The sequence below is a fragment of the uncultured Caldilinea sp. genome (assembly GCF_937128415.1).
Taxonomy (GTDB): Bacteria; Chloroflexota; Anaerolineae; order Caldilineales; family Caldilineaceae; genus Caldilinea.
Window position 1 is genome coordinate 1 of sequence record NZ_CAKZMJ010000105.1, and the last position, 21,716, is coordinate 21,716.

Sequence of the window (21,716 nt, forward strand, 5' to 3'; positions counted from 1 at the left end):
TTTCGCTCCGCTCAACCTTTCCAGACCGCTCTCAAACCTGTTCCTTGAATCTTGCTCTCTTGACTTTCACGAGAGAATCTACCGTTATTGCCAGATGATTTTGTGAAAAATCTGGAGCCTCCCGGAAATAAAGCCAACTGCGTAAGGTGAGCAGTGAGTCCAAAGCAGCTTGTTGATTAAGACACAGTTACGAGAAAACGGCAACGGCGACGCCGCCCCTAGAACGAGTGTGGGGCGGCGTCTTTGCAGAGATTCTTTTACACGTCCAGCCGCGCCTGGTTGGCGTGCGTCTGGATGAAGCGCCGGCGCGGGGGGACGCTCGAGCCCATCAGCATGTCGAAGGTGCGGTCGGCCTCCGCCGCGTCCTCGACGCTGACGCGCAGGATCGTGCGGTTGGCCGGGTTCATGGTGGTCTCCCAGAGCTGCTCCTCGTTCATCTCGCCGAGACCTTTGTAGCGCTGCTCCACTTTGACGTTGGCCTCGCCCAGCTCTTTGCGCAAGGCCTCGAGCGCCTTGTCGTCGTAGACGTATTCGCTGGTGCGCTTCGCCTTGCCGTTTTCATGCCGCGTCACGGTGACGCGATAGAGCGGCGGCTGAGCGATGTACAGATGGCCGTTCGCCACCAGCGGCTCCATGTAGCGATAGAAGAACGTGAGCAGCAGCGTGCGGATGTGCGCGCCATCCACGTCGGCGTCGGTCATCAGGATGATGCGGTGGTAGCGCAGGCCGCTGAGGTCGAAGTTTTCGCCGATGTTGGTGCCCAGCGCCGTGATCAGCGCCTGGATTTCCTTGTTGGCGAGCGCTTTGTCCAGGCTGGTCTTCTCAATGTTAAGAATCTTGCCACGCAGCGGCAGAATCGCCTGGAAGCGGCGGTCGCGGCCCTGTTTGGCGGTGCCGCCTGCGCTGTCGCCCTCGACGATGTAGATTTCGCACTCCTCGGGGTTGCGGCTGGAGCAGTCGGCGAGCTTGCCGGGCAGGGTGAGGCTCTCCAGCGCGCTCTTGCGGATGACGAGGTCGCGCGCCTTTTTGGCGGCTTCGCGGGCGCGGTAGGCCGTGCGACACTTCTCGACGATCGCTCTGGCGTCGCGCGGGTTCTCCTCCATCCAGCGTCCCATCACCTCGGCGACCGCGGTCTCCACGTGGTAGCGCACCTCGTTGTTAAGCAGCTTGAGCTTGTTCTGCCCCTCGAACTGTGGCTCCATCACTTTGACGCTGATGATGGCGGTCATGCCCTGCCGCGTGTCCTCGCCGGTGAAGTTCTCCTCCTTGTCCTTGATCATGCCCTGCTTACGCGCATAGTCGTTGATGATGCGCGTCACCGCCGTGCGCAGGCCGGTGAGGTGCGTGCCGCCGTCCGGCGTGTTGATCGTGTTGGCGAAGGCGAAGACCGACTCGGCGAAGCTGTCGGTGTACTGAATGGCCGCCTCGATCTGCGTGCCCTCCACCTCCGTGTCGATGTAGATTGGCTCGTTGACGACCTCGCGGTTGCGGTTGAGATAGCGCACAAAGGACTTGACGCCGCCCTCGAAATAGAAGTTGGTCTCGCGCGGCGGGTCCGTCCGCTCGTCGATAAAGGTGATGTCCACCCCACGCGTCAGGAAGGCCATCTCGCGGAAGCGCGTCGCCAACGTGTGATAGTTGTACTCCAGCGCCTGGAAGATGGTGTCGTCGCGCAAAAAGGTCTGGATCGTGCCGGTGTCGTCGGGATCGCACTCCCCGATCACCTCCACGTCGGTGACGGGAACCCCGCGTTCGTAGCGCTGGCGGTAAATCTTGCCGTCGCGCTTGACCTTCGTCTCCATCCACGTGCTGAGCGCGTTAACGGCGCTCACGCCGACGCCATGCAGACCGCCGGAGACTTTGTAGCCGCCGCCGCCGAACTTGCCGCCGGCGTGCAGCTTAGTCATGACGACGGTCACCGCCGGCAAACCGGTCTGCTTCTGAATATCGACGGGGATGCCGGCGCCGTTGTCCTCGACTGTGACGCTCTCATCCTTGTGGATGATGATGCGAATGCGGTTGCAGCGTCCCTGCATCGCCTCGTCGATCGAATTGTCCACCACCTCGTAGACCATGTGGTGCAACGCCTTTTGGTCGGTGCCGCCGATGTACATGCCGGGGCGTCGGCGCACCGCCTCCAGACCTTCCAGCACCTGAATCTGGTCGGCTGTATAGACCATTTGGGATTTCTTATTGTTCTCGCTCACACAATCCTCCACAGACAGACGAGAGGCTTTTCTCGCCAGTTTTGCCCGCTGAAAAATTCCTTATCGAAAGAGTTCCGCGTCGCTCGCAAGATAGCGGGTGCGATAGAAAATGAGCAGCGCCATCGCCAGACCCGTGCCGATATAGGCGTTGATCACGATGGCGGGCGCAACCGTCCACAACGCCAGCGACGACATCTGCAAAAGCAGCAGGGAAATCCCCAGGCTGATCAGTGTGCTCAGTGCAATAAAGCCGAGTGCGGCGAAAAAATTCCCATGCACGATCGTAAAACTGCGCTTCATGGCGGCGGGCGCCGACAGGTTATCCATCACAATGCCGGCGGTGGCGAAGTAGAGATAGAAAAAGATGATCAGGCTGAACGCCCCCGACGCCACCGCCAAAAAGGAACCTAGCGCCGGGTTGAACAGGGTTGCAACGCCCACGCCCACGCTGATCGGCAGATAGATCGCCACAAACAAAAGGGCGACGAGGGCGACGAAAGCGATCACTTGCAGCCAGCGCCGAATCACTCCGCCCACCAGCGCACGGGCAGGCGCGCCGGCCAGGGCGCCGATCGGCAACCGACGCGCCAATAGGCCCAGATAGACGACGCCGACCAACAGGCCCACCAGACTGAACATCAGCCAGAAGACCAGCGCTTCTCCGGGCGTCTCCACCTCGATCGCCGGCAGCGGCGACGCATGCGCGCCGCCGACCAGCAGGCTGGGCACGTGCAACAGCGATGTGCTCACCAGCGCAGACAGCAAATTGAAATTCTCACCGAACGTTTCGAGCATATCGGCGACCTGTTGCGTCAACAACGCCGCATCCGGCGGCATTCCCTCCACGGCGCCCATGGAACGATACCATTGAGCCAGCTCGCCCGTCATCTTCGCCAGGCTGAAGCGAGGCGCCATCCAGAGCACCAAATCGAGCGCCACAGGAATAATGAGCAACTCCAATCGCCAACCCAAAAATCGAAAGCCCGCCGAAAGACAATCTATAACGCTCAAACGATCCCAGCTTTCTTTGTTGATTGAATCAGAATCAATCCAACAACTACCCATTATACTATACTTTGCGCCTCACACCGAATTTTGGGCGCCGCAATCGAACGCGTGTTCCGTAACGCCCGAATGGAACGCATTGACAACGCTCTGGCGCAGGTCTTCTGATATACTGACTAGGCTATACTGACTGGGTGACGCCCACACCAAGCGAACGTTCTGGTGCGAGAGCGAGAGGGAACTCAGTCAGGAAACAGGACGTTACTCGCCTAGCATTGGGTCATTTACGAAATCAATCATAAGCAATTTATTCTCAGGAACTGGCAATGGCTTCATTCATCATTGAGGGACGTCATCCTTTGCGCGGCGCCATCCGGCCGGTCGGCAATAAAAACGCCGCCTTGCCGATGCTGGCGGCCTGTCTGTTGACCGATGAACCGATCACACTGCACAACGTGCCCTCCATCGGCGACGTCAAGACGATGTTGCGCATCCTGGGGGAGATGGGCGTCGACATCCGGCAATCCGGAAGCACGGTGACCCTCTGTGCGCGCAACGTGCGCACAGCCTCGCCCGATCCGATGCTGTTCTCGCAGATCCGCGGCTCGCTTACATTGATGGGGCCGCTGCTGGCCCGGTTTGGCCGCTTCGAGGTGAAAACGTCGGCGGGCGGCGACGACATCGGACGGCGGCGCATCGACACCCATCTCCAGGTGCTGGGCGCGCTGGGCGCGAAGCTGGCGCAAAACGGCAAGTTTGAGCTGCGCGCCGACGGTCGGCTGCGCGGCAAAGACATTCTGCTGGACGAGGCGTCGGTGACCGCCACCGAAAATGGTTTGATGGCCGCTGCACTGGCGCAAGGCGTCACGGTTTTGCGCAACGCCGCCAGCGAACCGCACGTGCAAGATCTCTGCCATCTGCTGACGCACATGGGCTGTCGCATCGAAGGCGTGGGCAGCAACGTGCTAACCATCCACGGCTGCGATCGCCTCCACGGCGCCGAGGCGCACATTAGCCCGGATTTCGTCGAGGTCGGCAGTTACATCGGCATGGGCGCCATCACGCCCGGCGAGCTGCGCATCGTCGGCGTCGTGCCCGATCACCTGCGCATGATGGAGATGGTCTTCGTGGATCGCCTGGGAGTGCGCATGCACCTGGAGGAGGACCTCTCGGCGCCGGCCAACGAACGCTACACGCTCGTCATTGAGGAGGAGCAGGAGCTGCGCGTGCGCCCGGACTTCGGCGGCGCCGTGCCCAAGATCGACGACGCGCCGTGGCCCGCCTTCCCGCCCGACCTCATGAGCATTGCGCTGGTCACCGCCACGCAGGCGCAAGGCACGGTGATCATCCATGAAAAGATGTACGAAAGCCGCCTCTTTTTTGTGGACAAGTTGATCGCCATGGGCGCGCAGATCATCCTCTGCGATCCTCATCGCGCCGTCGTCGTCGGCCCCAGCCGGCTGACCGGCCAGCAGGTGACCAGCCCTGACATTCGCGCCGGCATGGCGCTGGTGCTGGCGGCGCTCGCCGCAGAGGGCGTCACCACGATCGGCAACGTCCAGCAGATCGACCGCGGCTACCAGGAGATCGACGTCAAGCTGCGCGCGCTGGGGGCGCACATCGAGCGGGTGGAGTAGTGATCCTGCGCTGCTTCGCTCTGCGCCGGTTGCGGCTGCGACTTCGCCGGGCAAAGACGGTGTTCATTACAGTGCGCCGCTCTAGAGGGCGTTACAATTCTGGTGAAAAAGCAAGCGATGGTTGACGCCAAGAGATGGTTAGCGACGCGTAGCCGTCGGTGATTGAACGGAGTCAAGCACAGAGGAACCAGATCATGCGAATCGAAAATCCATTCTCGCGCGTGGAGCGTCTGAAGCGCGTAAAAAACGTCCCCACCGAACCGGTCGGCGAGCGCGTGCCGCCGGGACAGTTCCTGACCGAGCGCTTTCCGGTGCTGACCTACGGCCCAACGCCCCACTACGAAGACCTGACGAATTGGACGCTGCGCGTCTTCGGCCTGGTGGAGGAGGAAAAGGTCTTCACCTGGGAGGACCTGATGCGCATGCCGCGCAACACGGAGACGGTGGACATCCACTGCGTGACGCGCTGGAGCAAGCTCGACACGACGTGGACCGGCATCCCCTGGCGAGAGTTCATCAAACACTTCCGCATCAAGCCGGAGGCCACCCACGTCATGGTGCACTGCGAGTACGGCTACACCACCAACGTGGCGCTGGACGTGCTCGACGACGACGACACCATGCTGGCCTTCGAGTACGAGGGCAAGCCGTTGGAGCCGGAGCACGGCTATCCACTGCGCCTGCTTGTGCCGAAAAAGTATTTCTGGAAGAGCGCCAAGTGGGTGCGCGGCTTTGAATTCATGGATCGCGACCGTCCCGGCTTCTGGGAGCGCGCCGGCTATCACATGGAAGGCGATCCCTGGAACGAAGAACGCTTTGGCTGGTGAGGAGCCATGCGCATTTTTGTAGACCAGATCGGCTGTCGGCTCAACTTCAGCGAGATGGAGACGCTGGCCGGTCGACTGGCGGCGGTCGGCCATACGATCGTCGCCGAGCCGGAAGCCGCGCAGGTGATCGTCTTCAACTCCTGCGCCGTCACCGCCGGCGCAGAGCGCGACTCGCGCAAGCGCGTGGCGGCGCTGCATCGCGCCAGCCCGGCGGCGCGCATCGCCGTCACCGGCTGCTGGGCCACGCTGCGCCCCCGGCAGGCGGCGCAGCTCCCCGGCGTGACGCTGGTCGCCGACAACAGTCGCAAGGAGATGCTGGCGACGCTGCTCGAACCCTGGAGCGCAGAGCTGGACGACCCGGACACGCTGGCGCGCATGCAGCCCGACGGCGTCCCGTTCGTCGGGCCGGCGGGAAGCAATGGCTCTACACGACGGACGCGCGCGTTTATCAAGGTGCAGGATGGCTGCAACAACCGCTGCACCTTCTGCATCGTGACGACGTTGCGCGGGGAGAGCCGCAGTCGACCGCTGCGCGAGGTTATCACGGAAGTGCAGCGCCTCGCCGAGGCGGGCGTGATGGAGGCGGTGCTGACGGGCGTGCATCTCGGCAGCTACGGTCGCGACCTGCCGGGCGCGCAGCGCAGCGATCTCAAGGAGCTGGTCGCCGCCCTGCTCACCGACACGGCCATCCCCCGCCTGCGCCTCAGCAGCCTGGAGCCGTGGGAGCTGGCCGAGGGCTTTTTTGACCTGTGGGCGCAGTGGCCGGGGCGACTGTGTCCGCACCTGCATCTACCCCTGCAGGCGGGAACCGACCGTCAACTACGCGCAATGGCGCGGCGATGCACGACCGCCAGCTTTCGCCGCCTGGTGCAGGAGGCGCGCGCGGCGATCCCTGACCTCATCCTCACCACCGACCTGATCGTCGGCTTTCCGGGGGAAAGTGAGCGAGATTTCGAGGAAGGGCTGGCCTTCGTCGAGGAGATGCGCTTCGCCCACGCCCACCTCTTCCCCTTCAGCCCGCGCGAAGGAACCGCCGCCGCCCGCTTCCCCGACCAGGTGCCCACCGAGGTCAAGCGCGCGCGGCTGCAGCGCATGCAGCAGGTCGTTGCGGCCACCGGCCAGGCGGAGCGCGCCCGCTTCCTCGGGACGACGCGCCCCGTCCTTTTCGAGGGCGAAGGCAGGCCGCTCGCCGACCAGGAGGGGCGGCTGTGGTTTGGCTTAACGGACAATTACCTGCGCGTCTCCCTCGTGGCGCCTGCGCATCTCGATCTGCACAACCAACTGCTGCCGGTGCGCCTGACAGCCATCGAGGGCGAAATCATCCACGGAGAACTTCCCGAACACAGAATGTAGAGTTGAATCGTCTCACGGTATGCGACCCGAAGACGTTTGCCTGAAGTGCGGCGCTTGCTGCGCCTACTACCGAGCATCCTTCTACTGGTCGGAGGCCGACCCGGCGCTGGGCGGAAGCGTCCCGCCCGAATTGACGACGCCGATCGATCTGTTTCTCGTCGCTATGAAAGGGACGGAGGCGAACCCGCCGCGTTGCATCGCCCTGCACGGCGAGATCGGCGAAAGCGTCCACTGCACCATCTATGAGCAGCGGCCTTCTCCCTGTCGCGAATTTGCCGTCTCCTGGCTCGATGGCCGACCCAACCCCCGGTGCGACCAGGCGCGCGCGGCGTGGGGGCTGCCGCCGCTGCGCTTTGAGGACGTCTGGGGCGCCGCGCAGATCGATTTGACGCCGCCTCCTGTGCCCATCGACGCGCCGGCTGCGCCCTCCGGCGCGCTCTCGCTGCCGGTCGACGGCGGGGTTGCGAAGGAAGGGGAGGCGGAGCTGCCGACGCCGCCGACGTCCACCGCGCAGGCGGCGTGAAGGCGCACTTTACATTCATTCGATCTTTGACGCGAAGACGCAGCGGCGCGCAGGGACTGCGAAGGTCATAACTTTTTTACAAACCATCCGTCAACGGACTCTCACTGCGTCGCACATGATGCGGCCTTCTTCGACCACGAGCGCCACCGCGCCGCCTTCCAGAGGATTGACGAGGTCCTCGACGGTGAAGAGCAGCTTGCCATCGAGGCTGGCCTCGATGCGAGCGCCTTGCACCGACAGGGTGAATTCGTAGGTGGCGCCGAATTTCCAGGGAAAAGCGCACTCCGCCAGCACTGCGTCGCCGTCCAGCGCCTTGATCAACTTCGCACGTCCATCCGCCGTAAGGAGCAGGGCGTAGTAGCGCTGCATGCCTTGCACGCGCACGCCCAACCCGGCCGCTTTGGCCAGGTGGAGGGTGATGACTGCGCTGGCCGTGTAGTCTCGCCATTCGCGCGTGCCTTGAGAGAGCAGGCCCCGTCCACGGTTCTGCACCAGGCGATAAGCTTCCGGCCACCAGGAATCATACTGATCGACGCCGTTCACCCAGGCGCGACGCCACATGACGCCCTCGCCGCCAGGGTTGCCCAAGGTCACGTCCGGCGTCCCATCCCAGGTGAGATAGTCTAGATAGAGGGCGCCGTCTGCGCGTGTGGGATGGGTGAGTTCTATGCCCACTGCGCAGATCGGCAGACCGTGCGTCGGTGGAATTTTCCAGACCAACTCCCGATAGTCGCCGGGGGCGAGCGCCTGTTGGGGGCCGCGCATCAGCGCAATGGCGTCGTCCGGCTGATAGACGGCCACATACAGATTGCCGGTCACAGGCGCAGAATTCTCGGCATCCGCCTCGACGGCGGCGCGCACCGTCTGTCCGCTGTAGAGCGTGGGGGAAGCATAGAGGGCGTATCCTCGCTTGATGAAATAATCGGCTTCTTGCCGCGAAGGGATGAAGGTTGGCGTAGAGACGCGCGCTGCTCGCCCTGGCGCAAGGTTGCGATAGCGAATCGCCAGACTTCCCTGTCCTGCTCGACTATGGCCCTCCACCCATTCCACCGTCGCAACGCCGTGCGCATCGGGCGCGCGATCCGGCTGAAATCCCTGAACGGCGCCGGGCAGCGAGAAGTGAAAGCGAGCGCCGTTCTTGGGAGCGAGAGGAGGCTCGCCGGCCAGCGCCCGCCCGATGTTGACAATGTGATAACTTTCCGTGAGCGCGTCGGTGATGGCGCGCCCGCCGTCGGCGGTGGGGAGGTACATGCGATCGGCCACGGGGCCGCGCCAGTCGGGGCCGGCGTCGATGCCGGCCAGCCCGTTTTTAATGCCGAGGATGCAGCCCACGTTGCCGGAATTACAGTCGGTGTCCCAGCCGCAGGTGTTGACAATCATGAGCGACTTTTGGAAGTCGTCCTCGCCGTGGAGCAACGCGTGGATGATGAGGGCGTGATTGGGCACCATGTGACAGTTGCCGCCGTACTTGTCGTAGCCATAATGTGCTGCGATCTGTTCACGCGTCTTGCGCCAGTCGGGTTCGGCGGCGTGCCACTCGCGGATCTGATGGATCATGCGATGGATCAGCGACGCACCAGGGATGTAGCGGACGGCCTCATCGAGCAGTTTGTTCAAATCGCGTTCCACAAAGGCCAAGGCCTCCATGGCGGCGACGACCTGTGCGCCGTAGATCGCTTCGCCGTCGTGGCTGACGCTGGCGGCGCGACGCGCCAGGTCTGCGGCCAGCTCTGGATCGCCGGGGGCCACCATCGCCCAGCCGTCGATGAAAATCTGCGCGCCGATCTGCTCGGCAACCACTTTGCCGTTGAGCGCCATCGAGCCGCTCTGCGGCGCCGGAACGCCGCTCTTCAGACGCAGATAGGCGGTGTGCTCGGTCGAATTGCCCATGCCGCCCCACCACAGGATGGTGCGCTGCTCGATGATGTAGTTGAGCCAGGTCTGTCCGATCTGCGCCGGCGTCAGATCGCGGCGGTTGCCGTAGTCCGGCAGGGCGCGCAGGAAGGTGAAGGCGCCGGAAATATCGTCGTCGGTGACGATCAGCGGCGCGTTGCGCTTTTCATGCACATACCACCAGATTTCGCCCAGCTCCTGGAGGATGCGCTCATAGGTCCATCCCTCGAAGGGGCGACCGAGATAGACGCCGATAATTTTACCGAGCACACCGGCGTAGACGCGTTCCGGATAATCGGGAGGGAGAGCCATTCGTGTATTTCACCTTTCCGTTGTGATTTATCCTTTGAGGCCCCCGCGCGCCAGACCCTCGATAAACTGACGCTGCAGGGAAAGGAAGAGAATAATGATCAATTTATGCAGACTCGCGAACCACAATCTCGAAAGGCATTTCTACATTGCGTCCGCCAGAGGGCGCCTTTCCTTCGATGCGCTCGAACAGCAATTCGGCGGCTTTGCGTCCTAGATTGCTCTGAAACTGGCTGACGGTGGTCAGAGCGGGACTGACGATTCGATCGGTCATAATGTCGTCGAAGCCCATGACGGCAATATCCTCCGGCACGCGCAACCCGCGCGCTTTACACGCCATGATCGCACCGATTGCCATCAGGTCGTTGGCTGCGAAGACTGCGTCAGGTCGCGGCTCAATCTCCAGCAAACGCTGCATGGCTCTTGCACCGCCCTCCAGCGTGAATTCGTCGATCTGCACATACTGCTCAGGCGTTGTCAGACCATGCATGCTTAGGGTTGAACGGTAGCCAAGCACGCGCGGATGTCCAGGGCCAGGCTCGTTGGTCAACATGGCGATGCGGCGGCGCCCGCGCTGAATCAAATAGGCGACGGCCTCTCGGGCAGCGGCAATGTTGTCTACGTAAATGTTGTCTAACGGCAGCTCGCCCGTGCGTTTGGCCATCGCCTCCAATCGAACCACCGGCACATGGTGCTCAAGCAGCACCGCCAGGTCGCGAGCGTTGCAGTGGAAAAAGACGCCGATCACGCCATCAACTCTTCCCTGCAGCAGCGAGCGGATGGCTTTGGTCTCGCGCGCCGCCAATCCATCGGTGTTGTACATCACCACGTCATAGCCATGCTGATCGGTCACATCCTGAACGCCGCGCACAAACGCCGGATAGAACGGGTTCGCGATATCCGGGATCACGCAGCCGACAGTAAATGTCCGGCTCGTACGCAATGTGCGCGCCGCACGATTCGGCACGTAGCCCAAAGCCTGCATTGCGTCCAGAATGCGTTGTCGCGTCTCCTCCGGCACGCTGACGCTCTTGTTTCCATTCAGAACGTAGGAAACCATCGCCTGGGAAACACCGGCGGCGCGGGCGACGTCGGCCTGCGTGACGCGACGGCGCGGAACCTGCTCGCTCATTCCGAAAAAACGACCGGATGAACCCAATTGAGAAAACGTCTGGAAAGTGATTGATACGTATAAATCAAAGTTAAACCTATTGTAGGCGTAATCAGCGCAGTTGTCAACCCTGAAATTTGAGGCATTCAAAGCAACCCTTTCAAATTATCCACTCTTCAATTAGAGGTGGGAGCGAGTTTTTCGATCTCAATCCATCCGATCTATAATGGTTATAACAATCCAACCACTACAGTGAATTGGAATCCATCCAAAATCAACCTTTCACTGAACCAAATTCATCTTCACTGCATCGATTGCAGTCCATAAGGAGAACGCATGTCTGCACAAGAGTATTTCTCCAAAATTCAGGAGCTGATTCGGAATGTGAGTCAGGAGAGCATGCCCGCCATTGAGGCGGCGGCGGAGAGCATGGCCAGTTCGATCGCCGCCGGACGGGTTGTCTATTACTTTGGCTCCGGGCATTCCGTAATCCCTGTACTCGATGTGTTTCCGCGGTATGGCTCTTTTGTGGGCTTGCAGCCTGTGCACAATACGCCGCTGATGTGGACAAACGTGATCGGTCCGGGCGGCACGCCCGAACTCCTCTGGATCGAGCGACAGGAAGGATACGTCGCCAACGTCTTCCGCTATTACACCCTCGATCCGCAGGACACTTTGATCGTCATCTCGCACGGGGGTCTGAATGCAGCGCCGGTCGAAGCCGCTCTCCTGGGCAAAGAGCATGGATTGACTGTGGTCGCCATCACGTCCTTGCAAAATCGCAGGCGGGCGCAGCCTCGTCATTCATCCGGCAAAACGCTGGCGGACGTCGCCGATATCGTGATCGACAACGGCGCTCCGCCAGAGGACGCGCTGATTCACGTGCCGAACTGGCCTGAACCGGTTGCAGCGGCGTCCACCGTCACTGCACTGGCGATCTCCATGGCGCTCGTTGCAGAGACCGCCAAACGCCTCAGTCAGCGCGGCATCCACGTCCCGACATTTGTGTCTCCGAATGTGATGAGCGACCCCGACCACAATCTCAAAGTCTACGACGCGTATCGCGAGCTGCGCAGAAAGATTTACTGATTCATTCGTATGAGCGCCCTGCAATACATTGAGGTGTTGAACTCGATTCTGAAACGCGCAGTTGAGACGCAAACCGATCTCCTGCTGCAGGTGGCGGCGCGCATGGCTGATGTCATCGCAAACGACCACCTGGTCTATGTGTTCGGGGCCGGCCATGCCGGGATCCTCGCCGAAGAGCTGTTCTATCGCGCCGGAGGGCTGGCGCCCATCGCGCCGATCTTTGCGCCGGGGTTGACGTTGAACACACATCCCATCACGCTGGAAACTGCGCTCGAACGGCTATCTGGATACGCACGTCTGCTGCTCGACGCAAGCGGCGTCGCTGCAGACGACATGCTGATCGTTCACTCCAATTCAGGACGCAATACAGTGGCCATAGAGATGGCGGAAGAAGCGCGAGGGCGAGGCGTCTGTGTTGTGGCGTTGACCAGCCGGGCGCACAGCCTGAGCGTGCCCTCGCGCCATCCGCGTGGCCTTCGCCTGATGGATGTGGCGGACTATGTCATCGACAACTGCGGCGAGCCAGGAGACGCAGCGGTTGCGCTGCCGGGAATGAAACAGCGCGTCGGCGCGACCTCCACCGTGGTGGGGGCGGCGCTGCTCAACGCCGTTGTGGTGGAAACGACCCGCCTGCTGTTGGCGCGCGGGGTTGAGCCGCCGGTGACCCTGAGCGCCAACCTCGAAAACAGTGAAGAGCACAACCGCCGAATCTGGGAACGGTACCGCGGCCGCTTGCATTATCTGTGAAGCTCATGCTTCGATGATCTTCACGACCCAAATTTCTTGCGGCTCCAGTTGCTTCTGCAGCACAGCGCGGCCATCCTCCCAGCGCAACGCCACGGGCCGCCGCGTCGCAATGTCTATTGCGGTGTATGCACCGGCCGGCAGATCAAGGCGCCATTGGGGCGCAAGCGAAGCGGCGCTGTGGTTGAAGCCGAAAAAGAGCCAGAAGCGCTTGCCCGCCGTTTTCCCTTCCAACAAGCGCGGCTCCACCGCCGCTGCCGGCGCATCGTGCACTGTGACCGGTTTTCGGATGCCTGCGGCGTCGGCCAGCCCTTTGAGGAAGTCGCCGCTCTTTTCATCGCCAAACCGGTAAAAGCCCAGGCTGAGCATCGTTCCTACAAAGACGCCCCACCCCTGGCCAAAGCGATTCACCACAATGGCGGGAGCGCCGTCTTCAAATTCGCCGACCACCTCCGCAGTAGGCGCCAGCGGTTCGAGCGCCTCGCGGAAACGCGCGCCGGACAGCACGTCCCCCACGTTCAGCCGAGGCAGCAGCGGGTGTTTGCGCACGATGCGCACCTTGACCGCACTCTGCTCATCCACCCCCTGTGCGCCCTGTTCCCGGCAACCAAACACTTTTTCCAGCCCAAACCCCGGAATCGCATCGCCGCAATAGCCCGTTTCATCGTTCCAACCTGTGCGCGCTTCTGCAACAGCCACGCCGCCTTGCACGACCCAATCGGCGATCGCCGCAGCCATTGTCCGGGGCGTCATGAACGAGAACGGCAGCGCAAGCAGCTTGTAGCGCTGCAGCCCACCGGCGACGATTTGATCCGGGTGGATGAAATCTGCAGGTAGATGTTCTTGGAAGAAAGCTCGATAGGCGCCGATATAAGAACGGCTAGGAATGTAGCGCCACGTCTGACGCATGCACTGCCACATAATGTTGGCATGGACATTCCAGCAGATGGCCACCTCGGCCGGCGTCGTCTTGCCAGCGACAAAACATTCCATCTCTTGCTCCACAAGTTGCGCGATGGCGCCGGCCGCCAAAGCGCGGTCGCTAGGCGAGCCGTCGAGATGAGCCATGCCAAAGCCGCCCGATTCGTAGCCACTGCTCATGGGATGCCAGGCGTAAAAACAGAGCCCCTTGGCGCCATGCGCAAGGGCATGCCAGGTGTAATGGCGAGCATCGACCGCCGTCATGTGCGAGGCGAACATGCCGACATACCCATGGCCCGCCTGGAGCTCGCCGAGCCAGTAGGGTTTGCCCACCGCATCGCACGCCGAACGCGTGGAGGTGAGCATCGCTGCACGGAACGATGGATCGCTGGTTTCCTTGGCGCCGACATGTTTGGGATAGAGCGACGTGCCCCAAATGTCGACGCTGTGAGGCATCTTCCAGTCATCAGGCGATCCTTGTTCGTCCAACGGCAGGGTCAGCACCGAAGGCACGGCGGAATGGCTGGTGGTCAGATGATGATCCGCCTGCCGGATAGTGTCATGTCGCCAACGCAGATCGCACGCCAGCTTCTCCATAATGAAGTGTATCCAGTCGATATACTCGGTGTAAGTCATCAAGGAGATGAACTTGGGCGCCGGAATCACGTCCCAGCTTGTGAAGGTGCGATACCAGGCGCGATTCAGGGCGTCCAGCGCGCCGTAGCGCCGCTGCAGCCAGTCGCGGAAACGCTGCACCGTATGGTGGCAATAACAAAAGACCGGCGGTTGAGGCAGATAATCGAAATATCCCCACTGTACGATATGCGGCTCGCTCCACAAATCCCAGGCGTAAAAGGTGGGACGCGACGCCAATCGTCTGGCCACCTCCACCATAAAGCGCTCGGCTGCAGTGCGCACGCCGGGGTTGTCATAGCAATAGCCCGGCGCGCCTTGTGAGTCAACAGGGATGCCGCTGGCCGAAACATAGCGACAGTCTGGGTAGTAGTGAACCAACCAGTCGGGCGCCGAATCGAGATAAAGTTGGCAAATGACTTTCAGGTCGAGCTGTTCGGTGAGGTCCATGAGCAAGTCGAGGGCGTCGAAGCGATAGTCGCCCGGCTGTGGCTCGGCGCTGGCCCAGTCCACCCAACAGCGCACGGTGTTGAACCCGCACGCCTTGATCGCCTCCAGATCGCGTTTCCACGTCCTCGGCGAATCAGCGTCCGGCGGGCGCACCATTGTGGCGCGGGTGCGCCCGCCGGTGTACCAGACGGCGATGGGAAGAAATGGTTCGTTCGGCATTGGAGTCCTCGATTTCTATTGCACCGATGGAAATCACTTTTCAACACGGCTCGCAGCGAAGGCGCACCTACAAGGCTCACCCCTTCAATCCGGTCAGCGCTATGCCGCGGCGGAAGAAACGCTGCAGCCATACGAACACGACCACGCTTGGAATGACGCTCAAGACCGTGCCGGCCATGCGTAGATTCAAGGAGCGCTCCTCGGCGCCATAGGTGCGCAGGTTGTTGAGCGCCAACGGAACCGTGTGCAGGGCGGAATCCTGCACCACCAGCAACGGCCAAAGAAAAGAATTCCACACCCCGACCAGGCTGAAGACGCCCAACGTGGCGAGAGCCGGACCCGACAGAGGAACGATCAGCTGCCAGTAAATACGAAACTCCGATGCGCCGTCAATGCGCGCAGCGTCGAGCAGCTCGTCAGGAATCCCCTGGATGAACTGACGCAGCATGAAGACTCCATAGGCGCTGACGACGCCGGGCAGGATCAGGCCGGCGTAATTGTTGAGCCATCCCAGTTGCTTCACGATATAGAAGACCGGGATCAGGATGACGAAGAACGGAATCATCATCGAAGCAAGAATGATTGTAAAGAGCACGTTTTTCAAAGGGAAGTGATACTTGGCGAAGGCAAAGCCACTCAGCGAGCTGGTGAAGAGAATGCCCAGCACTGTGAGTGCAGAGACGATGATGCTGTTCAAATAGGCGCGGCCGATATTCACTGCATACACCACATCTAAGTAGTTGCGCCATTGCGGTTCGGCGGGCAACAGGGGCGGCGGCGTGCGGATGATCTCGGCCGTGGTCATGAGCGACGCCGCAATCATCCAATAGAAGGGCAGCAGCATGACGCAACTGACGGAGACGAGCGCCACATATTTGAGTATCGAGATGAACGGCTGCGTCAGCCTGGATCGACGCATTGCCATACCGGTCAATCCCTTCATTCCCGATGGCGCAGCAACCATAACTGCACCAGAGTGATCACAAAGATGACGACAAACAAAACCATCGCCATGGCCGAGGCGCGCCCCATTCTGAAAAACTTGAAGGCCGTATTGTACATGTGCAACACAACAACCATGGTGGAATTGGCAGGCCCCCCTCCGCTGGTTTCGGCGCCTCCGGTCGTAGCTGCAAAGACTAAATCGAACACTTGCAGGGCGCCGATGGTGTTCGTGACCACCAGGAAAAGCATCACCGGACGCAGCAGCGGCAAAGTGACATACCAGAAGGACTGTCTGGCGTTGGCGCCGTCTACGGCTGCAGCGTCGTAGTAATCCTGCGGAATGCCTTGCAGGCCGGCGAGGAAGACAACTACGTAGTAGCCGACGTATTGATAGATGGCCATAAAGATAATGCAGCCCAATGCCTGCTCCGGGCTGGATAGAAAGGGTTGCGGCGGAATCCCGATGCTCCCCAGCAAGGCGTTCACCAGGCCGAAGTTTTTGTTGAGCAGCGCCGTCCACATCATGCCCAAGGCCAGCGGCGCAGTCACGATGGGCAGAAAAAAGAACGTCGACCATAGGGGGCGCCAGCGAATGCGCGAATTAAGCAGCAGCGCGCCCGCCAATCCTAACACCAGGTTGAACGTCACTCCCCAAAAGGCAAAAACAAAAGTGTTCACCAAAGCCCGCCGGAAGACGTCATCGTAGAGGAGAATGCGCGTGTAATTATCCACGCCGACGAAGGGCATTTCCGGAATCGGCGTAATCAGGTTCCAACTGTGCAGGCTGACCCAAAAGCTGAAAAAGATCGGGACGACGGAGAAGACCAATAAAAAGATCAACACCGGACTGATAAACGCATAGGCCCACCAGATCTTAGGATCGATGCGTCGTCGATGTTTGCGCGGGCCTGCTGACGAGGCAAGCTGGGCCGGACTTGTTGTGAACACTCGATCTTGAGGAGAAGCCAAGAGATAACTCCGCAGCGTTTACTGATCTCTGGACCGGCTGCGAATCTTCCAGGAAGCTCTGGAGCTTCCTGGAAGATTGCGCCGGAGACGCCGTTACAAGCCAGAAGTCAATCAACTCGTGAACGAAAGCGCGGACGTCTCACCGATTTTCAGCCAGGATGCGCTCCGCCTCCGCCGCCGCATCGTTGAGCGCCTGCTCAACCGTTTTCTGACCGTACCAGGCGGCCTCGATGCCTTGCTGAAGCGCAGTTTTGATTTCCTGTCCACCGCGCAGCACCGGTTCTGCTCTGGCGTTGGCGGCTGAGCGCACATAAGCCGTCATGAACTCATCGCTCAATCGGTCCGCCAGCGCCTGCTGATCCGAAATGCGGCTGGGGATGGCGCCAAGCGCCGAAGTCAAATAGTCGCCGATCGGGGAGGCAGCGCCTTCGCCGGCGGGTGAATTCAGCCATTGAACCAGCTTCCATGCTTCTTCCTTGTTTTTGCTTCCGCTGTCTACGCCGTAGAGCCAGTTGTATTGCAACGTGGTCGAGACGCCGCCTTCCCCCGTCGGGATCGGGGCGACGCCAACATTTTCGTAGCCGTCGACAAAGGCGTCTTTAAGGGTCGCCCGCAGCCAGTTCGCCATGATCAACATGGCGCCCTTGCCTTCGACAAAATTGCCGAAGGCGCCGATGGATGGATCCGCGCATTTTTCGCCGATCAGATCGACGTAGAGCTGCAGGGTGGCCTGACCTTGTGGGCCGTTGAAGAGCGGCTGATAGGTCTCCGGCGCAAGGTATTCGCCCCCATTCGACCACAGCAGCGACAGGAAGGGATGCACAACGCCGGAGTCCCAACCGGGCATGAGCACAAAGCCGGAACGCGCCAATGTGCCGTCAGGGTTGGCGATGGCCAGCTTGCAGGCGGCGTCCTTAAGCTCGGCGAATGTGGCGGGCGGCGCCTCGATGCCCGCCTCCTGCAACATCTTTTTGTTGTACAACAGCTGATAGGTGTTCAACTCGGTCGGATACCCCCAAATCTTGCCGCCGTAGGAGACGGCGCTCTGCGAACCCGGCGAATAGTTGGCCTGAATATCTGCAAGGACGTCGGAGGGCGGTTCATCTAACATGCCGCCTTCAACGAAGTCGGGCATCCATAGGTTGTAGAAGTGATAGACATCTGGACTGATGCCCGCCGCGCGCGCAGTGGTGATCTTGGTCAAGAGCTGGTCGAAGGTGACCGTCTGATAGTCGATTTCAACGTGGGGATTCAAACTCGTATATTCGTCCAGTTTCGCCCGCATCGGCTTGAGCAGCGACTCTTCGCCCCAATGGGTCAACACGGTGAGCTTGACCTTCTCTCCAGCCGGCGCGACGCCCTCTTGGAGACCGGCGCCGGGCGCAGGAAGGCATGCATTCAGCATTGTCAGAGCGAACACTACCACCAAAATGAACAGGGTGCGGCTCGGTTTCATACCTCCTCCATTTTCATTCAAATCGTGCGACATTTCGTTGCGTAGTGGACGGAGCGGAGAGCAGATGTCACTACAGGCCTCACCTCCTTTGACCTTCCCTCGGACGCTCAAAGACCCAATCGCAGCCGCGCGCCATACGCTGCGCCTAACAGGCCGGCGTCGGCGCCCAACGCGGAGATGGCAACGCAGCACGAACGCGCCGACCAGGGCTGCGCCCATTGCTTCATTGTGTCGAGGATACGCGGCAGCAGCGGCGCACAGGCGACGCCCACCCCGCCTCCCAGCACAATCGCTTGTGGATTCACCAGGCTGACGATATTGGCGAGCCCCAGGCCGATCCACTCCGCAGTTTCCTCGATCACCGACCGGGCCAGCTCGTCGCCCTGTCGGGCGGCTGCAAACACCTGCTCGGCCGTGAGCGACCCCTCATCCACTTGCGCCAGGGTCGAGTCGGGCGCCGACGCCAGCAATGCTCTGGCGCGGGAGACAATGCCCGGGCCGGCCGCCTTGGCCTCCCACGCGCCGACCGAGCGATCCCTCTCTTCGGCAACGGCAGGGTCTGTCGTAAAAGCAAACCATCCTGCCGCGCCCGCCAAACGATTGACGCCGCGCACCAGGCGCCCCTCCAGCACCATGCCCCCGCCGATGCCGGTGCCGATGATGACATTGACAAACGAATGCAGATTTTTCCCGGCCCCGAGCCACCATTCAGCCAGGGTTGCAGCATGGCCGTCATATTCCAGATACACAGGCCAACCGAAGCGCGCCTGCAAGGGTCCACGTAGATCCACGTTGCGCCATCCGGCCAGGTTGGGCGCCCAGATCACGCGGTCCGTGCCTTCCTCCAACACAGCAGGAACGCCCAGACCAATGGCAGCAATTTCATTTGTTGAAGGATCTTTTATTTCCAATATTTTCTGTAAAAGAGCAGCAATTTGGTCGATCCCCTCGACCGGACCTCGTTGGGAGGTGGGCGCCTGCACACGATGATGCACAACGCCGTCAGCCGTGACGAGGGCGGCCGCCACCTTGGAGCCGCCGACGTCGACAGCCAGAATGTTGGGCTGCGCTCTCGTAGATTCGCCTATCTTCACTTGCACCCTGCCTACACTTCAGCGTGTGAAAAAGCGTGTGAAAAAGCGCAGTGAAAGCGTCGGCGTCGCATCACAGGCGCTGACGGCCGATGTAGATGGCCATATCGTTCCCGCGGTACACCGTGCGCACACTTTCGACGAACTCAAACGTCTCTGTGAAGGTGAGCCCTGTGATCACCAGCACCGGGTCGCCGGGCGCCAGCCGCAAAAGTTCGGCTTCCTCCGCAGCGGCGGATCGAGCCTCCACTTCCGCCTCGGTCCACGCCGGATGAACGAAGTATTTTTGTCGCAAGACGCTGAACAGCGATTTGTCGGTCAAATCTTCGTGCTCGAGCCCAGGGCAGATGCGCGCCGGCAACACCGACGATTGCAACGCCACCGGCGCGCCGTTGGCGAGGCGAAGGCGCACCAACCGCAGGACCTTTTCTCCCGGTTGCAACTTCAACCTGGCTTGCTCCGCCTCGTCGGCCTCAGCCAGCTCCTGCTTTAGAACGCGGGTTCCAGGCTGCATGCCGCGCGACAAAATGTCCTCCGTAAAGCTGAGGAAACCCTTCAGCCCGCGCATTTTGGGTTCGGCCACAAAGGTGCCTCGCCCCTGCTCGCGGTAGACCAACCCGTTCCTCAACAGCATGTCGATGGCCTGGCGCGCTGTGATGCGGCTGACGCCCAGCTCCGCCGCCAGCTCGCGCTCCGACGGGATGCGATCCCCCGGTTTCAATTCCCCTGAGCCGATCTGCGCAATCAGGGCGGACGAAAGTTGCAGATAGAGCGGCACGTGGCTGCCCCCATCGAGCCGTACAAACTTCATAGGATTGACGCAATTGTCGGTGAATAAGTCTCTATGTGGATAGATTGTTATAACCATTATAGTGTGATCATGAAGGGTTGTCAATATAAAAATCTGGGCTTTCATGAAGAAATCTGGCTTGGGGATGACGAGCGCAGCGAAAGACGATATAATGCCCTGCAAGCCGAACGCTGCGACGCGTACAGTCGACGCCGCGAACCGACGCCCCCCTCAACGGCGCAACGCTGGGTTGAAGAATTCAACAAGGAGCATGCTATGCCCGATCACTTTGTCGCCTTCTGGAATCTGGAAAATCTCTTTGCGCCGGAGGGCTTTCCGGAGCGAGAGCCGTGGATCGCCAAAGCCATGGCCGCCGACCTGAGAGGCTGGACGCAGGCGTTGTTCGAGCGCAAGATCGACCAGCTTGCGTCCAGCCTCTGCCAGATGAACGAGGGACGCGGGCCGGACATCTTGGGCGTGTGCGAAGTGGAGAACGCCTACGCGCTGCGGCGGTTGGCAAGCCGCCTCAACGACCGGCTCTCGCTGCGCCGGTACGACGTCGTCCACTTCGATGCGCGGCTCGACCGCCGGGGCATCGACACCGCCTTTGTATTCGACGGCGCTCGCTACACGTTTGACCCACAGGCGGTGTTCTCCCATTTCGTCCTGCGACGCACCGGCACGCGCGACATCACCCAGGTCACTTTCACGACCGAGCGAGGCAACGATCTGATTGCACTGTGCAATCACTGGCCTGCGCGCAGCGGCGGCGCCTACGAGTCGCGCGGCTTCCGCATGACCGCCGGCGAAACGCTGGCCTACTGGCATCAGCGCATTTGGGAGGTGCGCGGCCGCGACATTCCCATCATTGCCATGGGCGACTTCAACGATGAGCCGTTCGACGAGTCGTTGCAGACCCACGCCCGGTCGACGCGCGAGCGCGGGGACGTCGAACGCACCGTCAGCGCCGTGCGCTTCTACAACCTGGCCTGGCGTTATGTACAGCAACGCTGCCAGGACTGCAAAGGCAAACCCAAGACGTTACACGGCACCTTCTATTTTGGCGGTGACGGCTTTCTCTTCGACCAGTTTCTGGTTTCCCGAGGGTTGCTCCAGAAAAAGAGTCCGATCCAGGTGGTGGAGGAGACGGCGCGAATCGAGGCGCCGCCTGCGATGGTCGACCCCCGCGCAGCGCAAGGGCCGATCCCCTTTGGCCTGCCGAAGGGCAACGCGAAGCGCAACGTCAACGTCGATGGATTCAGCGATCACTTCCCGATCTCGGTTGTCCTGCGCGAGCCAGGCTGAGCATCGTTTCGTCGGCAGCCGCCGCAAACGCCGCACGGTTGAACCCGGCGCTCGATAGAACGGATTGCGCCGACAGGCGGCGGCTACGCAAGGAGGAGTCAGAAGGATGCGCCGTCGGTGCGGCTCCGTTTTTTAGGTGCGGCCCCCAGCCGCACATCCTCAACAGACCCCGAGACACGGGATGAACCGGCGAAGCGCAGGAAGGCCCTCACCCCCTGCCCCCTCTCCCAATGCTGGGA

16 protein-coding genes and 1 pseudogene are annotated in these 21,716 nt (G+C 61.2%); 7 read left to right on the forward strand and 10 right to left on the reverse strand.

Annotated elements, in window-relative coordinates; genetic code table 11:
* Positions 1-257: 257 nt before the first annotated feature.
* Together gyrB and Q0367_RS19915 are read right to left on the reverse strand one after the other, a co-directional pair.
* A complete protein-coding gene (gyrB, locus tag Q0367_RS19910) occupies positions 258-2,207 on the reverse strand; it encodes a DNA topoisomerase (ATP-hydrolyzing) subunit B (RefSeq protein WP_297633861.1) in 1,950 nt (649 codons plus the stop codon).
* 60 nt (positions 2,208-2,267) lie between these two features.
* The gene (locus tag Q0367_RS19915) at positions 2,268-3,218 is read right to left on the reverse strand and encodes a hypothetical protein (RefSeq protein ID WP_297633858.1); all 951 of its coding nucleotides are present in this window, start codon (positions 3,216-3,218) and stop codon (positions 2,268-2,270) included.
* Between the two features lie 314 nt (positions 3,219-3,532).
* Between Q0367_RS19915 and murA the strand changes: the two genes are divergently transcribed.
* From murA to Q0367_RS19935, 4 genes and pseudogenes are all read left to right on the forward strand, one after another.
* A complete protein-coding gene (murA, locus tag Q0367_RS19920) occupies positions 3,533-4,849 on the forward strand; it encodes a UDP-N-acetylglucosamine 1-carboxyvinyltransferase (protein WP_363325898.1) in 1,317 nt (438 codons plus the stop codon).
* A gap of 194 nt (positions 4,850-5,043) precedes the next feature.
* Positions 5,044-5,676 carry a sulfite oxidase-like oxidoreductase gene (locus Q0367_RS19925; protein WP_297633852.1) on the forward strand — a complete coding sequence of 211 codons (633 nt, stop codon included), beginning with the start codon at positions 5,044-5,046 and terminating at the stop codon, positions 5,674-5,676.
* A gap of 6 nt (positions 5,677-5,682) precedes the next feature.
* Positions 5,683-7,029 (forward strand): tRNA (N(6)-L-threonylcarbamoyladenosine(37)-C(2))-methylthiotransferase MtaB, encoded by a 1,347-nt coding sequence (gene mtaB / locus Q0367_RS19930; RefSeq protein WP_297633849.1) that lies wholly within the window; start codon positions 5,683-5,685, stop codon positions 7,027-7,029.
* 19 nt (positions 7,030-7,048) lie between these two features.
* Positions 7,049-7,378 (forward strand): annotated as a pseudogene (locus Q0367_RS19935) (YkgJ family cysteine cluster protein); the annotation flags it as partial.
* Between the two features lie 264 nt (positions 7,379-7,642).
* On the opposite strand, the gene Q0367_RS19940 reads toward Q0367_RS19935, so the two are convergent.
* Together Q0367_RS19940 and Q0367_RS19945 are read right to left on the reverse strand one after the other, a co-directional pair.
* On the reverse strand, positions 7,643-9,757 hold the full coding sequence (locus tag Q0367_RS19940) for an ADP-ribosylglycohydrolase family protein (RefSeq protein ID WP_298984350.1): 2,115 nt from the start codon (positions 9,755-9,757) through the stop codon (positions 7,643-7,645).
* Positions 9,758-9,860: 103 nt separating this feature from the next.
* Positions 9,861-10,886 (reverse strand): LacI family DNA-binding transcriptional regulator, encoded by a 1,026-nt coding sequence (locus tag Q0367_RS19945; protein WP_298984352.1) that lies wholly within the window; start codon positions 10,884-10,886, stop codon positions 9,861-9,863.
* Between the two features lie 315 nt (positions 10,887-11,201).
* Here Q0367_RS19945 and Q0367_RS19950 point away from each other — a divergent pair, with 315 nt between their 5' ends.
* Positions 11,202-11,954 carry an SIS domain-containing protein gene (locus Q0367_RS19950; RefSeq protein WP_297633830.1) on the forward strand — a complete coding sequence of 251 codons (753 nt, stop codon included), beginning with the start codon at positions 11,202-11,204 and terminating at the stop codon, positions 11,952-11,954.
* A 9-nt stretch (positions 11,955-11,963) separates the two neighbouring features.
* Entirely contained in the window at positions 11,964-12,701 is a 738-nt protein-coding gene (locus Q0367_RS19955) for an SIS domain-containing protein (RefSeq protein ID WP_298984354.1), read from the forward strand.
* Between the two features lie 3 nt (positions 12,702-12,704).
* On the opposite strand, the gene Q0367_RS19960 is transcribed toward Q0367_RS19955, so the two are convergent.
* The 6 genes from Q0367_RS19960 to Q0367_RS19985 all read right to left on the reverse strand — a co-directional run bounded on the left by Q0367_RS19960 (position 12,705) and on the right by Q0367_RS19985 (position 20,193).
* A complete protein-coding gene (locus Q0367_RS19960) occupies positions 12,705-14,921 on the reverse strand; it encodes a beta-galactosidase (protein WP_298984356.1) in 2,217 nt (738 codons plus the stop codon).
* 76 nt (positions 14,922-14,997) lie between these two features.
* Positions 14,998-15,846 carry a carbohydrate ABC transporter permease gene (locus Q0367_RS19965; RefSeq protein WP_298984358.1) on the reverse strand — a complete coding sequence of 283 codons (849 nt, stop codon included), beginning with the start codon at positions 15,844-15,846 and terminating at the stop codon, positions 14,998-15,000.
* 14 nt (positions 15,847-15,860) lie between these two features.
* A complete protein-coding gene (locus Q0367_RS19970; protein WP_297633822.1) occupies positions 15,861-16,814 on the reverse strand; it encodes a carbohydrate ABC transporter permease in 954 nt (317 codons plus the stop codon).
* Between the two features lie 160 nt (positions 16,815-16,974).
* Complete coding sequence (locus Q0367_RS19975; RefSeq protein ID WP_298984360.1) at positions 16,975-18,291, reverse strand: sugar ABC transporter substrate-binding protein; 1,317 nt, start codon at positions 18,289-18,291, stop codon at positions 16,975-16,977.
* Between the two features lie 107 nt (positions 18,292-18,398).
* The gene (locus Q0367_RS19980) at positions 18,399-19,391 is read right to left on the reverse strand and encodes an ROK family protein (protein ID WP_298984362.1); all 993 of its coding nucleotides are present in this window, start codon (positions 19,389-19,391) and stop codon (positions 18,399-18,401) included.
* A gap of 64 nt (positions 19,392-19,455) precedes the next feature.
* The gene (locus tag Q0367_RS19985) at positions 19,456-20,193 is read right to left on the reverse strand and encodes a GntR family transcriptional regulator (RefSeq protein ID WP_297633817.1); all 738 of its coding nucleotides are present in this window, start codon (positions 20,191-20,193) and stop codon (positions 19,456-19,458) included.
* A 255-nt stretch (positions 20,194-20,448) separates the two neighbouring features.
* On the opposite strand from Q0367_RS19985, the gene Q0367_RS19990 reads away from it, so the two are divergent.
* Positions 20,449-21,477, forward strand: a complete 1,029-nt coding sequence (locus tag Q0367_RS19990; protein ID WP_333889680.1) for an endonuclease/exonuclease/phosphatase family protein — start codon at positions 20,449-20,451, stop codon at positions 21,475-21,477.
* The last annotated feature ends 239 nt before the right edge of the window (positions 21,478-21,716 follow it).